14 protein-coding genes are annotated in these 18,476 nt (G+C 50.5%); 10 read left to right on the forward strand and 4 right to left on the reverse strand.

The features are described from left to right. Positions 1 to 51: 51 nt before the first annotated feature. Positions 52 to 564 (forward strand): FKBP-type peptidyl-prolyl cis-trans isomerase, encoded by a 513-nt coding sequence (locus FJM74_RS01670; RefSeq protein ID WP_187260811.1) that lies wholly within the window; start codon positions 52 to 54, stop codon positions 562 to 564. A 283-nt stretch (positions 565 to 847) separates the two neighbouring features. Here FJM74_RS01670 and FJM74_RS01675 read toward each other — a convergent pair whose 3' ends face one another. Beyond that, positions 848 to 1,771, reverse strand: a complete 924-nt coding sequence (locus FJM74_RS01675; RefSeq protein WP_187260812.1) for a universal stress protein — start codon at positions 1,769 to 1,771, stop codon at positions 848 to 850. Between the two features lie 163 nt (positions 1,772 to 1,934). Here FJM74_RS01675 and FJM74_RS01680 point away from each other — a divergent pair, with 163 nt between their 5' ends. From FJM74_RS01680 to mnhG, 7 genes are all read left to right on the forward strand, one after another. After that, positions 1,935 to 4,244 carry a putative monovalent cation/H+ antiporter subunit A gene (locus FJM74_RS01680; RefSeq protein WP_187260813.1) on the forward strand — a complete coding sequence of 770 codons (2,310 nt, stop codon included), beginning with the start codon at positions 1,935 to 1,937 and terminating at the stop codon, positions 4,242 to 4,244. A 2-nt stretch (positions 4,245 to 4,246) separates the two neighbouring features. After that, a complete protein-coding gene (locus FJM74_RS01685; protein WP_187260814.1) occupies positions 4,247 to 4,789 on the forward strand; it encodes an MnhB domain-containing protein in 543 nt (180 codons plus the stop codon). Positions 4,790 to 4,795: 6 nt separating this feature from the next. Then, entirely contained in the window at positions 4,796 to 5,176 is a 381-nt protein-coding gene (locus FJM74_RS01690; RefSeq protein WP_187260815.1) for a Na+/H+ antiporter subunit C, read from the forward strand. A gap of 247 nt (positions 5,177 to 5,423) precedes the next feature. Then, entirely contained in the window at positions 5,424 to 6,944 is a 1,521-nt protein-coding gene (locus FJM74_RS01695; RefSeq protein WP_187260816.1) for a proton-conducting transporter transmembrane domain-containing protein, read from the forward strand. Position 6,945: 1 nt separating this feature from the next. Further along, the gene (locus FJM74_RS01700) at positions 6,946 to 7,437 is read left to right on the forward strand and encodes a Na+/H+ antiporter subunit E (protein WP_187260817.1); all 492 of its coding nucleotides are present in this window, start codon (positions 6,946 to 6,948) and stop codon (positions 7,435 to 7,437) included. Continuing rightward, complete coding sequence (locus tag FJM74_RS01705) at positions 7,434 to 7,703, forward strand: monovalent cation/H+ antiporter complex subunit F (RefSeq protein ID WP_187260818.1); 270 nt, start codon at positions 7,434 to 7,436, stop codon at positions 7,701 to 7,703. The genes FJM74_RS01700 and FJM74_RS01705 overlap by 4 nt, the downstream gene beginning before the upstream one ends. A gap of 3 nt (positions 7,704 to 7,706) precedes the next feature. Further along, a complete protein-coding gene (mnhG, locus tag FJM74_RS01710) occupies positions 7,707 to 8,105 on the forward strand; it encodes a monovalent cation/H(+) antiporter subunit G (protein ID WP_187260819.1) in 399 nt (132 codons plus the stop codon). A 22-nt stretch (positions 8,106 to 8,127) separates the two neighbouring features. Here mnhG and FJM74_RS01715 read toward each other — a convergent pair whose 3' ends face one another. Beyond that, positions 8,128 to 8,949: a metallophosphoesterase gene (locus tag FJM74_RS01715; RefSeq protein WP_187260820.1), complete on the reverse strand. Its 822-nt coding sequence runs from the start codon at positions 8,947 to 8,949 to the stop codon at positions 8,128 to 8,130. Between the two features lie 1,104 nt (positions 8,950 to 10,053). On the opposite strand from FJM74_RS01715, the gene FJM74_RS01720 reads away from it, so the two are divergent. Beyond that, a complete protein-coding gene (locus FJM74_RS01720) occupies positions 10,054 to 14,256 on the forward strand; it encodes a T9SS type A sorting domain-containing protein (protein WP_187260821.1) in 4,203 nt (1,400 codons plus the stop codon). A 209-nt stretch (positions 14,257 to 14,465) separates the two neighbouring features. On the opposite strand, the gene FJM74_RS01725 is transcribed toward FJM74_RS01720, so the two are convergent. Next, complete coding sequence (locus tag FJM74_RS01725) at positions 14,466 to 15,182, reverse strand: 3-ketoacyl-ACP reductase (protein ID WP_187260822.1); 717 nt, start codon at positions 15,180 to 15,182, stop codon at positions 14,466 to 14,468. Positions 15,183 to 16,068: 886 nt separating this feature from the next. Between FJM74_RS01725 and FJM74_RS01730 the strand changes: the two genes are divergently transcribed. Continuing rightward, positions 16,069 to 17,067: an FUSC family protein gene (locus tag FJM74_RS01730; protein WP_187260823.1), complete on the forward strand. Its 999-nt coding sequence runs from the start codon at positions 16,069 to 16,071 to the stop codon at positions 17,065 to 17,067. A 70-nt stretch (positions 17,068 to 17,137) separates the two neighbouring features. Here FJM74_RS01730 and FJM74_RS01735 read toward each other — a convergent pair whose 3' ends face one another. Further along, complete coding sequence (locus FJM74_RS01735; protein WP_187260824.1) at positions 17,138 to 17,740, reverse strand: TetR/AcrR family transcriptional regulator; 603 nt, start codon at positions 17,738 to 17,740, stop codon at positions 17,138 to 17,140. Between the last annotated feature and the right edge of the window lie 736 nt (positions 17,741 to 18,476).

Here is an 18,476-nt window from a genome sequence, read left to right on the forward strand (position 1 = left end):
ACTCCGTTATAGTTTCTACCTTTCGGGTGTCTTACAAAAAACCAGTAATCTATGAAAATCGAAAAAGACAAAGTGGTTTCGCTCACCTACGAGCTTCGTATTAAAGATGAAAATGGCGAGCAGACCTTAATAGAAACAGCAACAAAGGAGCAGCCGATGGTCTTTTTGTTTGGCGCAAGCGGTTTGCCGGAGCAGTTCGAAGATAACCTGGATGGCTTAACCTCCGGAGACGCCTTCAGCTTCTCGCTGGATGCCGAAGACGGTTACGGCGATTTCGACCCGAATGCGATGGTAGACCTGCCAAAGTCCGTTTTTGAGATTGAAGGCAGCATTCCGGAGAACATGCTGGAAGAGGGCAACTTTATCCCAATGGCCGATAACGAAGGAAACCAGTTGCAGGGCCGGGTTATAAAAGTGGAGGAAGAAACCGTGACAATGGATTTTAATCACCCATTGGCAGGCAAAGAGCTTTTCTTTGAAGGCAAAGTAGAAGAGGTTCGTGAAGCCACCAGCGAAGAGATAGACCACGGCCACGTGCACGGCGAAGGCGGCCATCATCATTAAGAGGCTTTAACCCAGGCTTTGTGGGCAGCAGAAAGCCTCCGGAGGGCCTTTTTGATTGGAATAATTTGCGGAGGGGAACTTCTGGCTTCTTCCCTTACAACTTCGGGTAAGTATATTTTCTCTGTATTCATAAAGAAGGAGCGACTGTACAGTCGCTCCTTCTTTAGTTTAAAACAATCTCAACAGCTGGGCAAAAAAGCGTTTAAACTGAATATTCTGTTTAGGTGCCCTATGTATTGTACCTGTTCCGATTGCCTTTTCTTTCAGGTCTCTCCTCTGCCTTTCAGGTATCCAGCAGGGCATCCAGAAATCCTACCTCTTCCTTCTCGTTTCTGAACACCAGCAGCGGAATATCATTGTTGTGGTGCAATACCTGTTCGGCTACGCTGCCGACTATAAACAAGGCAATGGCCGATTTTCCTTTGGCCCCTACTACGAGCAGGTCGGCCTCAGAGCGCTTCGCTTCCAGCACGATCACTTCTCCCAGATCATCGTTGTGCTCCTGCTTCACCAGCCGCAGGAAGGCTCTGCCGGCCAACTCAGGGTATCTTGCCAGCACCTGGTCAAATTTTTGTTTGGCGAAGCCCTGCATCTTCTTGTCAAACGATTCGTAGCTCTCGCCAAGAGTAATATACCCGGTAGGCACCTCATACACATGCAGGCATTCCACTTCCATGCCGGGCCTGTGCATGGCCGTGATAAGCATCCGGTCCAGCGCCATCAGAGAATACTCCGAAAAATCGATGGCGACTACCGCCTTATTAAGTTTAGGCTTATTATTTTCCGGCACAAACAAGACACTTACTTTACCTGAGCGGAGCAGTTTCTGAGGCAATACGCCGCTTCCTCTCAAATGCAATTTTCTGCCCGCAATCAGCAGGTTGACCTGCTCCTGCTTCGAGAGATTCAATATTTCTTTTACGGGAGTCCCCTGCACCACAAACACCACCACCTCCACCTGCGGCAAGTCACTAAAATAGGTTTGCACCTTTTTCAGGATACTATCCCTGATCGTTAACTCAGTTGAAGTCTGCTGCCGCGAGAGTCCACTCATAAGCTCATCCGGCATATCCAGACTTTTTTCCGTATGAATAAAAAATACTTTTTCTATGGCGGACTGTTGGCTAATATAGGCTGCATAACGGATAAGGGTATCATCCATTTCTGTCAGATCGAGCGCCACCATAACTTGTTTCAATACAAACATAATTTTAAGATTTTGTTGATATTCTGCGAATAACTGTTGCATTTAACGACTAGCTACCCGGTCTGTTTTATGCCCTAATGTAACCAAATTTGAGCAGATAGGTACTGTAACCTTGGGTTACATACGAAATTTAACATATAACATTTACATTTTCTGACAGCACATGCTTATAGTCATACTTGCCGGCGTATTGCTTGCTTTTCTCGCACCACTCTTGTACAGGTGGCTTGGCAGGTATGTTTCTATTCCAATGGCCCTTTACCCCTTGTCTGCGTTTGTGTTTTTAGCCAGTTACCTGCCACAGGTCCTTTCCGGCGAAACCATAAATGTGGTGTACCGGTGGGCGCCGGCGCTTAACATTAACCTGCATTTTTATATCGACGGGTTGAGCCTCTTCTTTGCCTTACTGGTGACTGGTTTTGGCACCTTAATCATGATCTATGCGGGCGGCTACCTCAAGGGCGACCCTTTGCTCGGTCGTTTTTACCTGTACCTCACCCTGTTTATGGTGGCTATGGCAGGTGTGGTGCTGTCGGGGAACATCTTTTGTCTTTTTGTGTTCTGGGAGCTTACCAGCTTGAGCTCCTATCTGCTAATCGGTTACAAACATAACAAGCAGGAATCGCGCGATGCGGCGCTGCAAGCCCTTATGGTGACAGGCGCCGGCGGGATGGCCCTGATGGCCGGCCTGCTGCTGCTGGGCATGGCCGGTGAGACCTATACCCTTAGCGATCTGCTCCATAAGAGAGAGCTCGTCACCAGCCACGATCTCTACCTGCCGCTGCTGGTGCTGATCCTGATAGGGGCTTTTACCAAATCGGCGCAATTCCCGTTTCACTTCTGGCTGCCCAATGCCATGGCCGCCCCCACCCCGGTCAGCGCCTACCTGCATTCTGCCACCATGGTTAAGGCGGGTATTTACCTGCTTGCCCGGTTAACGCCAGTGCTGGGTGGCACCGAAGTATGGCATTACTCGCTCATGACAGCAGGAGGCATTACAACACTGTTAGGAGCGCTGCTGGCCATACAGCACACCGACCTGAAAGCCATACTGGCCTACACCACCATTAGCGCCCTCGGTATACTGGTTACCATGACGGGCATTGGCTCTGCACCTGCGCTACAGGCCATGCTGGTGTTTCTGCTGGCTCATGCGCTCTATAAAGGCACCCTGTTTCTAGTGGCGGGCAATGTTGACCATGCCACCGGCACCAGGGAGATAGGCCAACTTCAAGGCCTGGGAAAAGGCATGAAAACCACTGCTGTGGCGGCCATGCTGGCGGCCATGTCTATGGCAGGCGTACTTCCTTTTTTCGGATTTATCGGGAAAGAGCTTTTGTATGAGGCGGCTCTTGGGGCTACTGCATTTAAAGCTGTTCTTTTTGCCGTCTCGTTCTTCTCCGGGATGGTGTTTGCCGCAGTCGCTCTGGTGCTGGGTTACCAGTTGTTCTGGCGGCGGAAGGCCAGGCCTACGCCGCTCAGGCACAGCTTATCGCCCGCTCTTTTCTGGCCTCCTTTGATTCTGGCTTCCACGGGTTTGGTGTTTGGGTTGTTTCCGGCGCCCTTAGTCACGCCTGTTCTACGGAGGGCGGCCGAGGCTATGCTGGGGGTAGAGCAGCTGTTTGAACTGGCGCTATGGCATGGGTTTACACTCGTGCTTGGCCTGAGCCTGCTTACCCTGCTGATGGGTTATGTGGTATACCGGTATTCGAAACGGTTGCTGTCGTATTCGTCGAGGTTCAACATCCTGTATAAGCTGGGTCCCGACAGGGTATATGGGCTGGCGATAAAGGGGCTGCTGCTTGGATCAACCAGCCTGACCCGGATAATTCAGAACGGCTACCTCCGGGTCTATATCACTGTAATGATCATTACTTTAATAGGGCTGTTGGTGTTGGTGAAGAACCAATCGCAGCTTGAGTTGGACCTGAGCCAAAGTACGGTCACGATCATGGATGTCCGGCTGTATGAGGTGGTTTTATTTATACTCATTCTACCGGCGCTGCTCTTCCTGATCCGGGTGCGCTCCCGGCTAACGTCCATCGCTATTTTGGGCATGATCGGTTACTCGGGCGCCCTTTACTTTGTTCTGTTCGGTGCTCCGGATGTAGCCGCCACACAGCTGCTGATCGAAACCATGACGGTGGTGGTCTTTGTACTTGTCCTGCACAAGCTGCCCCAGTTCCGCTTTGTGGGCTCTCGTTTTCAGAGAATCAGGTACATGATCGTGTCCGTTCTGTTTGGTGCCATGATGACATACGTCACGCTTCTTGTAAAACAATATCCGCTGGTATCAGGGCTCAAGACCTTTTATGGCGAGAACAGTTATCTGCTGGGGCATGGCCGTAATATTGTGAATGTAATACTGGTGGATTTCAGGGCACTGGATACCCTCGGAGAGACAACAGTGCTCGGCGTGGCGGCCATTGGCATCTATGCCATGCTGAAGCTCAGAATGGACAAAGACCATTAAACATGAAGACACTGATACTTGCGGTAGCCATCCGCATCTTTATTCCGATTTTTGTATTTTTTTCCTTGTATATCCTGATCCGGGGGCACAACCATCCGGGCGGTGGGTTTATAGGGGGGCTGATCTGCGCCATTGGCTTCATATTTCATACCATGACGCATGGACCAAAGGAAACATCGAACACTTTTTTCACTGTCCGGTATTACAGACTAACTCCTGAAAGAGGGCAGGGATTCCTGCTTCATAAACTGATCATTCTGTACAAGAACCTTTTCAGGAAAGAGGAAGTCCGCACCGGCTCCGAGTGGCACAAACGGCAGTTCCGGATCGACCCCATCTTTATAATTGCCTCCGGACTATTTCTGGCGACTACGAGCGGGGTCTTTAGTTTGCTGGCCAACCAGCCTTATATGACGGGTGTTTGGGCCGATTATTACCTGCCGATAATTGGCAAACCAGGCACCCCCATATTATTTGATTTGGGCGTATACCTGCTGGTTCTGGGCGTGGTGCTCAAAATAACATTTATAATGGCAGAAGAGTAAGCAGCTATGGATATCCTTTTACCAGTACTCGTAGGTTTTTTGTTTGCGGCAGGGCTCTACCTGATCCTGCACCGGCACTTTTTTAAGCTGATCATTGGCATGATGCTGTTCGGCCTGGCCACTAACATGTTCCTGTTCGTGATTGGGCGCCTGACCAGGGGGAACACCGCCATCATCGCCGGCACAGACCAGGTGGCCTCCGAGCCGTTTGCCGACCCGGTGCCGCAGGCTCTTCTGCTCACCGCCATTGTTATTGGTTTTGGGGTGCAGGCCTTTGCCATTGTGCTTATAAAACGTGTGTACCAGGTTTTTGGCACAAACGACCTCGACGACCTGGACAAAACGGACAGGATTCATGAAAAGTACCCGGACAAGGCCAGTGAGTAGCGGCGGCAACAGGTTCCGATTAATTGCAGAAGACAGGGTTCTGGTAATTTTCTGGACTATACCTTCTGGAGGGCCTTTTTCATTCAAATAATTTATGCTTTTATCAGATATAACAGACCGCATAACGTTTATAAATGCTCCATAAGCAAAACACCATTCTCAGCTCCGGAACTGGCAGAGAAATTTGTTTCCCTATAAGTTTTAGTCCGGTCAGTTCTTGAACAGATATCCAGATACTTAACCCTTTATGCAACATCTTATACTGGTTCTTCCTCTGCTGATTCCCCTGTACGGTGCTATTCTCTGCCTTTTCTTCTGGCGGAAACTGGGTGTACAGCGTGTAATTGGTGTTGCGACACAACTCAGCCTGTGCGCGGCTTCTGCCTACCTGCTTTCTGAAACAGACCAAGCCGGTATTCTGACGACTCACATCGGAAACTGGGAAGCCCCGTTTGGCATCACCCTGGTGGCCGACCTGTTCAGCAGCCTGATGGTGGTAGCAAGCGCGGTGGTGGGCATTGCAGTTTTCGTGTTCTCGCTGCGCGGACTGAGCAACGCACGGCTGCTTTATGGGTACTATCCGCTCCTGCTGCTGCTGCAAATGGGCGTAAACGGCGTATGCCTTACCGGCGACCTTTTCAACCTGTACGTATGGTTCGAAGTGCTGCTCATCTGCTGTTTTGTGCTTATTGCCCTGGGCGGCAGCAAACCTCAGCTGGAAGGTTCCATCAAGTATGTCACCATCAATTTCCTGGCTTCCAGTTTCCTGCTTATCGGCATCGGCATGGTATACGGCATACTGGGCAGCCTCAACATGGCGGAGCTTGCCGTGCTCATTCGGGCGGCCGAAGACAACCACGGACTTATAACGCTGGCAAGTGTGTTTTTTCTGATAGGCCTGGGCATTAAATCCGCCATTTTTCCTTTGTTCTTCTGGCTGCCGGCCTCCTATCATACCCCGCCCATCGCCATCTCAGCTTTTATTGCAGGGCTCATCACCAAGGTGGGCCTCTACACGCTGATTCGCCTGTTCACCCTGTTGTTTGTGCTCAACCAGGACATTGTGCTGCCCCTGCTGCTGGTGGCCTCCGGGCTTACCATGGTGGTAGGGGTGCTGGGAGCCGCCGCCCAAGTCGATTTCCGGAAAATCCTCTCCTTTCATATTGTCAGCCAGATCGGGTACATGCTTATGGGGCTGGCCATCTTCACACCGCTGGCCATAGCCGGCAGTATTTATTTTATTATCCATAATATCCTGGTCAAAACCTGCTTGTTCCTGATCAGTGGCGTTGTGTACAGAACCAACGGCTCCTTTACCTTAAAGAATTTGGGAGGGGTTTACCTGTTTCAGCCCCTGCTGGCAGCAATGTTTGTGATAGCTGCCTTTTCGCTCGCAGGCATACCGCCTCTGTCTGGTTTCTGGGGAAAGTTCATGCTGGCAAAAGCAGGTCTGGAGGTGGGGCAGTTTGGGCTTGTGGCCACCTCCCTCAGTGTTAGCATCCTCACAATTTTTTCAATGACCAAAATATGGAATGAGGTTTTCTGGAAGAAAAGGCCCCGAACCGATGTAACTGCAGATGCCGCAATGGCAGAAATAAACGTAGCCGACAAGCCGGTGATCAGGCTCCTGCACCTGCCTGTGCTGTTCCTGGTTCTGGCTATCCTGTTTATAGGGCTATATGCCGAGCCGCTGGTAAGTCTGGCGTTCCGGGCCTCAGAGCAGCTCCTCAACAGCGAAATCTACATAAACGCCGTACTGCTTAAGTAACATGAAGACATTCCTGATACATACCGTCATTTCGTTTGTGGTTGCCTACCAGTTTTTCCAGAGAACAGACTGGCTGTCGTATCATGCCAGGTCTGCAGGCGGGATTTTCATGCTTGCTTTTGCTGTGCTCTGGATCACGACCCTATTGTATAACAGGGCCTATTTCCGGAAGATGCCGAAGGCCATTTTCTTTATTCTCTATATCCTGAAAGAGATCTTTGTAGCGAACCTAAGAATTGCCTACGACATCCTGAAGCCACGCTACGCGATAAACCCGGCTGTGCTGGCTGTGCCGCTGGATGCCAAAGACGACCTGTCGATAACCTTGCTCGCCTGTGTGGTAGCCCTGACGCCAGGCTCCATTGCGCTCGACGTGCGGCAAGACAGGCGGGTGCTGTATGTGCATATGCTTTACATAGACGACGACCTGGACAAAGCGAAGCACCAGATTAAACATGGCTTTGAACGAAGAATACTGGAACTGACCACATGAACCTTTTCTCTGTCACCCTTATCATCGCTATCGGGACGCTGAGTATTTGCCTGGTGCTCACAGCTATCCGATTTGCCATTGGGCCCACCCTGCCCGATCGGATCTCAGCCTTCGACCTGTTTGTGGCCAATGTGATCGGTATCATTGCCATATACACGGAGCTGACCGGAAATGCCGACTTTATTGACGTAGCCATAATTCTTTCGCTCTTCGGTTTTCTGGGCTCTATCTCTTTCGCCTATTTTTTAATGAAAAGAATCCGCTGACGTATGCTAAACAACCTAGACTCCTTTTTGCTGAAAGAAACCATAAGCTCTGTTTTTATTCTGGTAGGTGTGGCCTTTATGCTGATTGCCACCATCGGGCTCCTGCGGTTCCCGGACTTCTACATACGCATGTCGGCCATTACCAAAGGCTCCACGCTGGGCCTGGGCCTTATTCTGGCCGGCCTTGGCATTTACTTTGATCATCCGGCCATGCTGCTGAAAGTGGTGGCCATAATCAGCTTTACGTTTATGACCGCACCCGTGGCAGCACATGTTCTCAGCCGCACGGCGGTCCAGAACAAGATTCCTTTCTGGAACAAAACCAATCTGACCGATTTTCAAAGTTACCTGAAAAAGGAGCACAGGTCAGAGAAGAAGGTGGATGAGGAGCGGGCAAAATAAGGCGCCGATGTACGACTCCGTTTTAGTGCTGGCGCAGTTTTAGTGGATGGACCTCCAGAAACGGGCGCATTGTTTGCGCATAGGTCGTGGTAGATGGCACAGAGGTAAGCACCAGGTCCGGATACGAAATGGCCGTTAGCATGCCTCCGAAAACACAGCCAGTGTCTATGTTAATGGTATTGTTGATCCAGCGGGGATCTTTAACCGGGGTGTGCCCATACACCACCAGAGCAGAGCCAGAATAGTCGGCAGCCCAGTCGAGCCGGATTGGAAGCCCCAGGTGGTCTATTTCGCCATTGGTTGGCCCAAACAGGCAGAGCTGCTTCACCGATTTACTGTGCTGCCCGTGGTAGATTTCTGCCAGCCCCGCATGCGCCACTACCAGCTTGCCATCATCCAGCACGATGTGGTGCGGGAGGCTTTCCAGAAACTGCCGTACCCGGCCAGTAAACTGCTTGCTGTAGCCTGCCAGTTGCGCTACGGTGAGCTCCAGCCCGTGGCGCACATGTACGCTGTGGCCCTGCAACTTGCGTTTCAGTTTATCGTCGTGGTTGCCGCTCACACATAAAGCCACCCCCTGCTCTACCAGGTCCATCACCAGCCGAAGAACCTCCGGAGAGTTAGGGCCTCTGTCTACAAGATCTCCCACAAAAACCAGTTTGTAGTTGCCCGGAGCCACGGCCACATAGCGATTGAGCCTCCTGTTTTCTGTAAGGCTGAAGCCTAGTTTCAGCAGCAGCGCCTGCAGTTCTCCAAAACACCCGTGTACATCGCCAATAATATAAAATGGGCCATGTTCCTGGGGTAGCAGGAGATTACCTTTTTTATCTTTCTGTAGGATCATACATATTTCCTTTTCCTGTTTAGTGCAGCTTACCTCTTATGGCCTGCATCTTATCTTAGCGGCATCAGAAAGGGCATCACCCTGGAAATAACGACTAAATGTAGTATCTCGACAAGCGAAATATAACTATTTATCATTTGCACAAGAGGTGAAACAAATTCCGGCATGTTGTCTCGCTTCTATATAAACAGCAAATCTTTAGGAAGGGTTAATTTTTATAATACTATTTTTTTGAAAATAAAAAACAAGGAGCAAGCCAGGCAATAGCCGCTAAAAGGGTATTTCTTTCTCAGCTTCGGTTATCCGTCTATCATAGTTTCGGTACTAAATGAAAATCCTGACCTGATAAAATCATAATCCCGCTTTTACGGATCAGGCGGCAGCTTCTTTATTCGGGCAATCCTGAAAATTCTCTAATCCTGTAAGTTTTTGAAGTAAGGGCCCTGCAGCAAGATTCTGATATATCCTGCGTCTTGTGTCTTAGAAAGCCTCTGGAGGGCCTGTTTCATTAGCATAATTGCTCTGGCCCCCTCCAGGTAGGTATCAGAGCGGGCACGAGACGTGATCAAATAAGGGTTTTGCCAATCGAGCTGAGAGGCTGGATAAATTATGCTAATCAAATGGCCCCTCCAGAGGCCGCACTACCTCCTCCTTCCGCAGGTAATCTTGCCGGGAGACGACAAACCTCACGTTCATTCGCCTGTGAATCAGCTGATCATTTTTCCGGATAATACGCCAGAGAAATTGCTTTCTGGTTTATCTGCCAGTACCGTCTGCCATTGTTCCCGGATTTATTCTTGTAATAGCATATCGGCCAGGTTGTTTGCCACTGTTCTATAGGCGCTGTGGAAAAACGAGTAGAAGAAAATACTGAATTGTGTTATTTCCTAGGCCAATTCCTGTGCATTTAAACCTAATTCACTGATTTGATGATAATTATCAGCATATTTTTTGCATCATTTTTGAACTTACAAATAGTACAATCGGTTAGAGAAAAAATCTGGTTAAAATCCACCTTTAATTTTTCTGATCGTGAGAAGTTCTGTTCGTTCTCTTGCCCGGTGCAGCAGGAAATACCTGTACCTGACAGCTTTAGTTTTGCTAATGCCCTCCTTGCTCCTGGCGCAGGTAGGCGTGGTGCCAGGAATCACCATAAGGCAAACCTTTGACCAAATCGGATCTGGCGCTACGGCACCTTTGCCGGCGGGCTGGAAGGCAGATAATCTGACAGCTATCAGATCAATTAATTCCTACAGCGGTGCCCGCACCACTACCACACAGTCGGCCAGCACATCCATGACCACACACGGCGCCTACAACTTCGGCTCCTCCTCCGACCCCACCGACCGGGCCATTGGTGGACTTGCCACTGGCTCTGACTCAAAAAGTGTAAACCTCTATGCAGAGCTGCAAAACAATAGCGCTGGCACTATCAGGGACTTTACGATCAGTTACCAGGTTGAAAAATACCGGAACGGCACTAATACGGCAGGTTTTAGTATGCAATTATTCTATTCCAAAACAGGCGAAGCCGGAACATGGTTACCTGCCGGGGATGATTTCAAAACAAGTTTTGCAGGTGCTGACCCCAATAACAATGGAAGCGGCCCCACAGGTAGTGCCCCCCTGCTGACGGTTGCAGTAACAGAGAAGCAATTTAACTATACCCTGGCCCCTGTCGAGAAGCTGTATCTGGCCTGGAACTATTCTGTTACAACGGGCACTACCACCACCAATGCCCAGGCCCTGGGCGTAGATGATATTGTGATCACGGCCAATGATGCAGCTGTGCCTGTTCCCACCATTTCTGCTCCCACTTTTACTGCGCCTGGGCCATATTGTGCGAGCACTAACATGTCCGTCAGTTTTACAACAACCGGCACCTATCAGAAAGACAACCTGTTTAAGGCGGAGCTTTCGGATGAGAACGGTCATTTTGCCCATCCAACAGCCACTTCTACCGGGGTTGTTGCTCCAATAATGTTAGCGATACCGGCCAATGCCAGGCAGGGCAGCGGGTATAAAGTCCGGGTGGTTTCTTCCGGACCGATCATTCAAAGCCAAGAAACCGAACCCTTTGCAATTAATGCCGCTCCCACCGAAAACGTTGTGTCGCTGAGCCCGGGCAGTAGCCAGACCATTTCCACCACCGGTTCAGGCACAGCCATCACGGCTTCAGCCTTAGCCGCTTCCGCTTATCAGTGGTTTGTGAGTTCCAGTAAAGAAAGCGGCTACACCCCTGTGCCTGGTGCCATCGGGGCAAGCTACACACCTCAGAGCCATCATTTTGGTCCGGCAGGCACAACTTATTATGTACTGGCGCAGGCCACCGCGCTTTGCGGCGGCAGCGTGGGCAGGAGCCAGCCGGTTGCCATTTCCGTTGCCTTGCCCGTCACAGCCACCTCGGCAGAAAGCATAGAGTTTGGTTTTGCGGATATCCAGAACAGCCCCGCCTTCCCTATTCAGAACCTGACCGTACAAGGGAATTACCTAGCCGGCCCGGTAACAGTGTCTGTGCCCGCCAACTCCGGGTTCAGGTTGCGCATTGGCAATATGGCCAATTTTGTAAACAGCGTAACCCTGGCACCCGCTGCCGACGGCACGCTGGCAGGCACCCAATTACAAATAAGATTTGAGCCGAACGCCATACAGAGCTATCATGCACAAATCCGGATCAGTACAGCAGGAGTTGCGGATAAACTGGTTCGCCTGACAGGCGCAGGCTCAGAAAGGCCGGTTGTGAGCACAGCTGCCATAACGCCTATAAGCGGCACAAGCGCCATTGCTGGCGGCCTGGTGAGCACAAACCCGGCAGATGCTCCGGTTACGGTGCGCGGCCTAGTGTATGGCACCAGCAACAACAACCTTACTGCCAACTGGTCTGCCCATACCACTACCACAGACGGTGCCGGCAGCGGCGCCTTCCAAAGCACACTTGCTAACCTGACGCCCTCCACCACCTACTTTGCAAGGGCTTATGCCACCAACGGAGCCGGCACAGCTTATGGAGCAACCGTTTCCTTTACGACACCAGCCGTTGCTCTGGCCACAGAGCCTACCATGCAGTCGGCCTTGGCAGTTTCCAAGATAGGTTTTGATGCCATCACCCTGACGATGACAGGCGGGAACGGTGCGAAGCGGATAGTACTTGCCCGACAAGGAAGTGAAGTAACCGCAGCTCCCGCAGATGCCACCACCTACCCTGCCAACAACGCCTTTGGAGCCGGCGCTCAGATCGGATCGGGCAATTTTGTGGCGTATGCAGGTAGTGGAGATGTTGCCGTCATCACAGGGCTGGCTCCTAATACAGCTTACCACTTTGCTGTGTATGAGTTCAACGATAACAACACGGCTTTTGCAGAAAACTATTTAGCTAATAACCCGGGAAGGCTGCATCAAACCACAGCTCCCGCCCCTGGCCAGCTTATTTTTGAGGAGAACTTCGAAGATCAGCCTGAAAGTTTGCTTACCGGCAGCGGTTGGTCCGTGCATAGCGGGTCAGAAACAAATGCTATAAAGGTGACATCATCAGGATTGTTTTATACTGGATATGGCTCCAGCGGCATTGGCCATGCCACCTACCTTAACACCTCGGGGCAGGATATCAATAAATCTTTTGAGACAGTTTATCCTAATACTCCGGTCTATACTGCTTTTCTGGTAAATGTGGCGAGCGCCACCACTACCGGCGATTTTTTCCTGCACTACGGTAGCACCGCCACCACCCAGTTCAGGAGCAGAGTGTTTGCCAAAAGTGGCACAGTGCCCGGAACAGTTCAAATCGGTATTAGCGGCAGCACTAATACCGGCTATTATGCGCCACAGAATTACCCGCTAAACACCACCCTGCTGGTAGTAGTCCGGTTCGATTTTGATGGCACCGGCAACAGCACCACCACCCTCTATGTGAACCCGCAAAGCCTGAAAGAGGAAGATCAGCAAGCAGGCTTCGCTGTAACAGAAACCCCTGCCTCCAATAGCACACCAGGCATCTCCAGCATTGCTTTGCGCCAGGGTACCGCCAGCCTGGCACCCAGATTAACCATCGACGGGATCCGGGTGGCCACCTCTTATGAAATGGCGCTGGGCAACCCAACTATTGCCGGCTCAGCCCAACCACTGGCTGCGGGTAATTACCATTCCATAACAGTAGCTGGGGAGGCCACCGCCCTCGTACTGAAAGGCCCGGTTACAGTGCATGGCACCCTAACGCTTACATCCGGAAACATCCTCTCGACGGCAGACGAATTGCTCACCATCAGCAGCTCTGGCACCATTTCCGGAGGCAGTGCGGAGAGTTATATTCAGGGCCCGCTGAAGTTGAACTCCTCCAGGCAGAAAGATGAGCTGTTTTTCCCGATAGGTTCGGCGGCCAGGTTCTCGCCCGTGAGGCTTAACCTTGACCATACAGGCCAATCTCTCACTGGCTACACGGCAGCCTACCTGCCTGGTGCGCCAGCCTCCCGTACCTTGCCTGCTGCCACTAGCCTATTATCAGAAGAGGGCCATTATAACATTACGTCTGATAATCCGAATAACCTGGAAGCCGCCTTTGTTACGCTGCCCTACGGTACGCCTGAAGGTGTTGAAGAGCCATGGAACCTGCGCATTCTTAAGTCTGATGGGAATAAGTGGATAGACCTGGGCGGTGTTCTTGCCAATGAAACCTCTTCTGCCGGCCTGATCACGTCTTATCTTCCTTTCAACAGCTTCAGCGATTTTGTGCTGGCCAGCAGCGAACAGATCTCCCTCTTCAGCCTGCCGGTAGAGCTCACCTCCTTTACCGCCAGAAGAGCCGGCCAGCAGGTGGAACTGAGGTGGGAGACGGCGATGGAAAAAAACAACAGACACTTCGAGGTGCAGCGCAGTAGCAACGGGCAGGATTTTAACACGATCAGCCTTATACCCGGCAAAGGCAATACGACCATGGCCACCCCCTATGCGGCTACCGACCCGAACCCGCTTCGGCTCACAGCTTACTACCGTCTGAAACAGGTTGATCTGGACGGTGCCTACAGCTTCTCCTCTGTCCTAGCAGTAGAACCTGCGCCAGGCGAAAGCCCTTTAAGGTTGCATCCGAATCCAACCAGGAGTTTTCTGCACATCACTATTGGTGCAGGAGAGCAGTTTGAGCACCTGGAAATCAGTGATATGATGGGACAGGTGGTGCTGAGAAAGACTCTTTCAACAGTGCCAGGCTCCGCCCTGGAGCCTTTGGATGTGAGCTCCCTGGCCAATGGAGGCTATGTGCTCACCTTACATGCTGCTTCCTATACCTCAAGAGCCAAATTTATCAAGTTCAGATGATCAGGGAAATGAACAATACCACTTAGTGCTTGGCAAAATAATAAATGATGGCAGCCAGGCTTTATGGCAACTATAAATACCTTTAATCTTTATAAAATTTATTGGTGAAGTACTTGCCTGCTTACCTGGCACAGCAGCAGCAGCAGCAGATAAAAAAGGCTCTCGGAGGGCCTTTTTTATTTAAATAATTTATCCTGCCCTCTGCCCTGCTACGGATTTGTCGACCAGAGGCTGGCGTCTTTGATCAGGATGCGCCTGTTGAGTTTTAGCTGGGCGACCAGGAGCTCTGCCAGGTCCTCGGGTTGCATCACTTTATCAGGGTTGCCGTCAGTCAGTTTGTTTTCGTAGGCGAGTTCTGTGGCTACGGTGCTCGGCGTCCAGGCGCTTACGCGGATATTGTGTTTGCGGACTTCCTGCATCAGCGATTCCGTCAGGCCCATCACCCCGAATTTAGAGGCACTGTAGGCACTTGTAAGCGCTGTGCCCCTAAGGCCGGCAGTAGACGAAATGTTGATGATGTCGCCCGTTTTCCGTTCGATCATGCTGGGCAGCACGGCCCTTGTCACGTAGTACACGCCCATCAGGTTTACCCGTATTATCTTTTCCCATTCATGCGGCCCCAGCTCCAGAAACTTTCCGAAGGAGGCCATGCCGGCATTGTTGATCAATATGTCGATAGGCCCGAGCTCCAGTTGCACCTGCTCCACGGCGGCATCTACGGCAGCCAGGTCGGCCACATCGGCTTTCACCACGCTGGTTTCCACGCCCATTTCCTCGAGTTGGGCCGCCACCTCCTTTATCTGACTTTCGGTGCGGGCGAGCAGGCCAATGTTTACTCCCTCTCTTGCCAGGGCAAAAGCCATCGCCTTACCTATCCCCTTTCCGGCACCTGTAATAAGTGCATTTTTACCGGCTATCGTTTCCATATATAATTGAGTTAAAAATTAGTGAAAGTAAGGTTTGCAGGCAGCCAAACACAATCGCCTGCCCTGCTCAGGCTTTAGGCACGAACTCTTCCCTGAGCAGCTACATTACCTTAGGCTGTTTGAAAATAAAACTTCCCTAACATTATTACGGGGCTTCTTCTTTGCTGTTATTTTTCTGTTCCGCAAACGCAGCATCTGCTCCGCATAAAATACTTCAACCCTACCATTAAAACGTCTCTACCGATCACCTAAATAGGTGAGTTTTCTCACTTTTATGGTCAAAACTCTTTCTTACCTTTGTGCGGAGCAAGCCGGGGAACAGCTCCCGGCTAGGCTGCTTTTAAGAGTACTTTTTTTGAACTTGATGCGCTGCTGATTTCAAACCGGAAGGCCATGAGGTGAGAAAATTCGGACAGGCTTAACCAGCACACGCGAAACCTACAGTCAACTCACCGGTTTCTGCCTCTCAACGGCCAGGTTCATGGATACAGGAAAACGTAAACGCCAGCCTCCTGTGTCTTTTGGAAGAGCAGCCGAAAACCTGTGGAGGGCCAAATTCATTAGCATAATTTGGTTCTGGAGCCGGTAGATTAAGGTGCTGGTGTGCTGCTGATTATTTTTGAAGTTGAGGAAATTTGAAGAGGGATTTCAGGAAAAAACCACAGACAAGCGCCTCCTCGCTTTTAAAGAAAGGTCTATGGCTCAGGGCACATGCGGTCAAACCTGTGGAGGGGCTGTTTTATTAGAATAATTCGGAGTGGCCGTACCGGCACCTTATCTCTGCCACTAAATGAAGCCATCTCACTCTTTGCCTCATAAACCAGTAAGCAAAAGCATGATTAAAGGAGCTGACATAGTCAAAAAGGTAGGATTAACCTCACAAATTTTGAAAACTGCCTTGGCGGCAGCCATTTCCTGGTTCCTGGCCACCACCCTTCTACAGGATGAGTACCCGTTTTTCGCCCCGCTGGCAGCTGTGCTAACAGTACAGGTGACGGTGGTAGACTCGCTGGAGAAAGCTTCGCACCGTTTGGTAGGCATTATAATGGGCGTGATGCTGAGTATGCTCATCGGGCACTGGTTCAACATAAATACCTACTCCATCTTTTTTGTGATTCTTGTTGGCATGACGCTGGCAAACGCCCTGCGGATGAACCCCCAGATTGTTTCGCAGGTGGGCGTGAGTTCGCTGCTGGTGCTTGCCTTTGGCCACAGCCATGGCTACGCCACCGGCCGGATTACGGAAACGGTGGTGGGGTCGGTAGTCGCCATTGCCATTAATGCCCTGATTGTACCGCGCAATGCCATACCCGATGTGGAGCAGGCCATCCTGAGGCTAAGCGAAAAATCGGCGGCCACCCTGACTTGGCTGGCCCGGATTCTGAAAGAGGAGGTTAAAAGCTCGCACTACGGCAAACGGGCGGTGGACGACCTGGTAGTGCAGACAGAAAAATGCATACAGACACTGCGGCTGGCTGAGCAAAGCCTGAAATACAACCCATTCCTGGTGCATAAGCGAACGAGTCTGGGCCGCCTGGCCATTGGTATCCGGCACCTGGAGCATATTACCGTCCAACTCAGAGGCATCCGCAGAGGCCTGGCCGACATAAAGTCTGTAGGACCGATCAGGGAAGAATTTCCGCAGGTGGAGGGAGTAGCTGCGGCCATGGAGGCGACTGCAGCCTGTATTCCTATCTTCGGGAAAATAGTGGCAGCGCCATCTGTGGAGTTGGCTGAACATCTGGGCAGTAGCATCAAGTCGGCCATGGCCCTTCAAACCAGCTGCCTTGCCGATCTGAGGGAAGTAAGGTCGCTGATGGTGCTACGCGATATGGGCAGTATTCTCACCGACCTGAGCCGTATCCTGAAGGAGGTAGAAAGGTAAACAGCCCTTCCCAGAGCCGCTACCCGCCAGATGCACCGTAGCCAGAGCTACAAAAAAAGATTTCCGCTTTTTAAGCAGCCGGAGTTTCATCCTGTTTGGACAACCCGTTCAGGAGGATGGTGATAATGGTTTCTTCCAGCGCCTTGGCCGATACGCCACGGTTAGGACGGTACCACAGCTCCACCCATCGCACAGCCGACAAAATGGTGAACAGCGATACGGAGATATTTACGTTATGAAACTCGCCTGCCGCTACACCCTGCTCCAGAATGGCCGCAAAACGCTTTTCATATCCTCTTCTGATCTCTTTGAACTCCTTCAGTTTATCATCTGGCAGGAACTTCCAGTCGTTGTTCGCTACAGACACGGCAGCACCGTCTTCAATCATCATTTTGATGTGAAGTTTGATCAGCGCCTTCAGCTTATCGGTGAAGGAATCGTCGCTGGACTCAATGCGCGTTAGTTGCGACACATACGAGTTGGCGATATGAAAGCAGATAATTTCCAGGATCTCATCCTTAGAGCGGATGTGGTTGTACATGCTGGGTGCTTCCATGCCCACCTTTTCGGCTAAATCTCGCATGGATGTGCCTCCGTAACCTCTTTCCTTGAACAACTTGGCAGCTTCTTCCAGAATTACGTCCCGCTTACTTTTCTTAAATTTCTTAGACATTTGAGATCGTTGTTATATATGAGATCGTTAATATGTACTTTTTCCGGTTGCACTTATTTTTCCAAAAACCATTAACAAGCGTCTGTTCTTTTATGCAGAGCCCTATATAGTGATTCAAAATTAAAAAAACTTTGCAATGTTATAACGTAAATAATAGTAAAAACACCATATATTTATCAGATTTGATAAAAAACAAGCTGTTTTTACGACAATTCTGCTAAGTTGACCTGACCAGTACAATTAAATAGCGAACATTCGCTCAGCCTTTAAAGCTTCTGGCATTCCTCCAACCCGGTTCATCTGCTCCCCCGGAAAATCAACTCTAGGCTCTACGCGGTTGCACTAATTTTCCTAAAACCTATCTTTTTAAAACTAGCCCCCTCATAATTTGGCCAGCCTGTGCAAAAATAAGCTTTTTTCGAAATAAATCCCTTTCTAAAACAGGGGTTATAAAGATAAATAAAAGATTTAAGGCAGTGCCCCTGATTATCAGGAGACTAATAATTTATTTTAAGCGTTAGTTTTAATTTTTGTCGTAATGTGTCGGTTTTCCGGCGCCTGTCGGGTCTCTTCTTTACAGGCAGTTGCTAACTATCTACGTTTTGTATCCGGCTGTTATTTTCTGGATTTTGGCTGGATGCCCGGTGGCGTTTTAAGATTTTGGAGTCTGGTGCAGGTCCTATTACTCCTCCAATTTGATTTTTGGAAATGATTAGTGCTTATAAAGCAGCCAGAA

The sequence above is a fragment of the Pontibacter beigongshangensis genome (assembly GCF_014332515.1).
In the GTDB taxonomy this organism is placed as follows: Bacteria; Bacteroidota; Bacteroidia; order Cytophagales; family Hymenobacteraceae; genus Pontibacter; species Pontibacter beigongshangensis.

Excerpts from the sequence above, each read along its gene's own strand:
- FJM74_RS01670 (WP_187260811.1), top strand. The coding sequence starts at position 52 with ATGAAAATCGAAAAAGACAAAGTGGTTTCGCTCACCTACGAGCTTCGT.
- FJM74_RS01675 (WP_187260812.1), bottom strand. The coding sequence starts at position 1,771 with ATGTTTGTATTGAAACAAGTTATGGTGGCGCTCGATCTGACAGAAATG.
- FJM74_RS01680 (WP_187260813.1), top strand. The coding sequence starts at position 1,935 with ATGCTTATAGTCATACTTGCCGGCGTATTGCTTGCTTTTCTCGCACCA.
- FJM74_RS01685 (WP_187260814.1), top strand. The coding sequence starts at position 4,247 with ATGAAGACACTGATACTTGCGGTAGCCATCCGCATCTTTATTCCGATT.
- FJM74_RS01690 (WP_187260815.1), top strand. The coding sequence starts at position 4,796 with ATGGATATCCTTTTACCAGTACTCGTAGGTTTTTTGTTTGCGGCAGGG.
- FJM74_RS01695 (WP_187260816.1), top strand. The coding sequence starts at position 5,424 with ATGCAACATCTTATACTGGTTCTTCCTCTGCTGATTCCCCTGTACGGT.
- FJM74_RS01700 (WP_187260817.1), top strand. The coding sequence starts at position 6,946 with ATGAAGACATTCCTGATACATACCGTCATTTCGTTTGTGGTTGCCTAC.
- FJM74_RS01705 (WP_187260818.1), top strand. The coding sequence starts at position 7,434 with ATGAACCTTTTCTCTGTCACCCTTATCATCGCTATCGGGACGCTGAGT.
- mnhG (WP_187260819.1), top strand. The coding sequence starts at position 7,707 with ATGCTAAACAACCTAGACTCCTTTTTGCTGAAAGAAACCATAAGCTCT.
- FJM74_RS01715 (WP_187260820.1), bottom strand. The coding sequence starts at position 8,949 with ATGATCCTACAGAAAGATAAAAAAGGTAATCTCCTGCTACCCCAGGAA.
- FJM74_RS01720 (WP_187260821.1), top strand. The coding sequence starts at position 10,054 with ATGCCCTCCTTGCTCCTGGCGCAGGTAGGCGTGGTGCCAGGAATCACC.
- FJM74_RS01725 (WP_187260822.1), bottom strand. The coding sequence starts at position 15,182 with ATGGAAACGATAGCCGGTAAAAATGCACTTATTACAGGTGCCGGAAAG.
- FJM74_RS01735 (WP_187260824.1), bottom strand. The coding sequence starts at position 17,740 with ATGTCTAAGAAATTTAAGAAAAGTAAGCGGGACGTAATTCTGGAAGAA.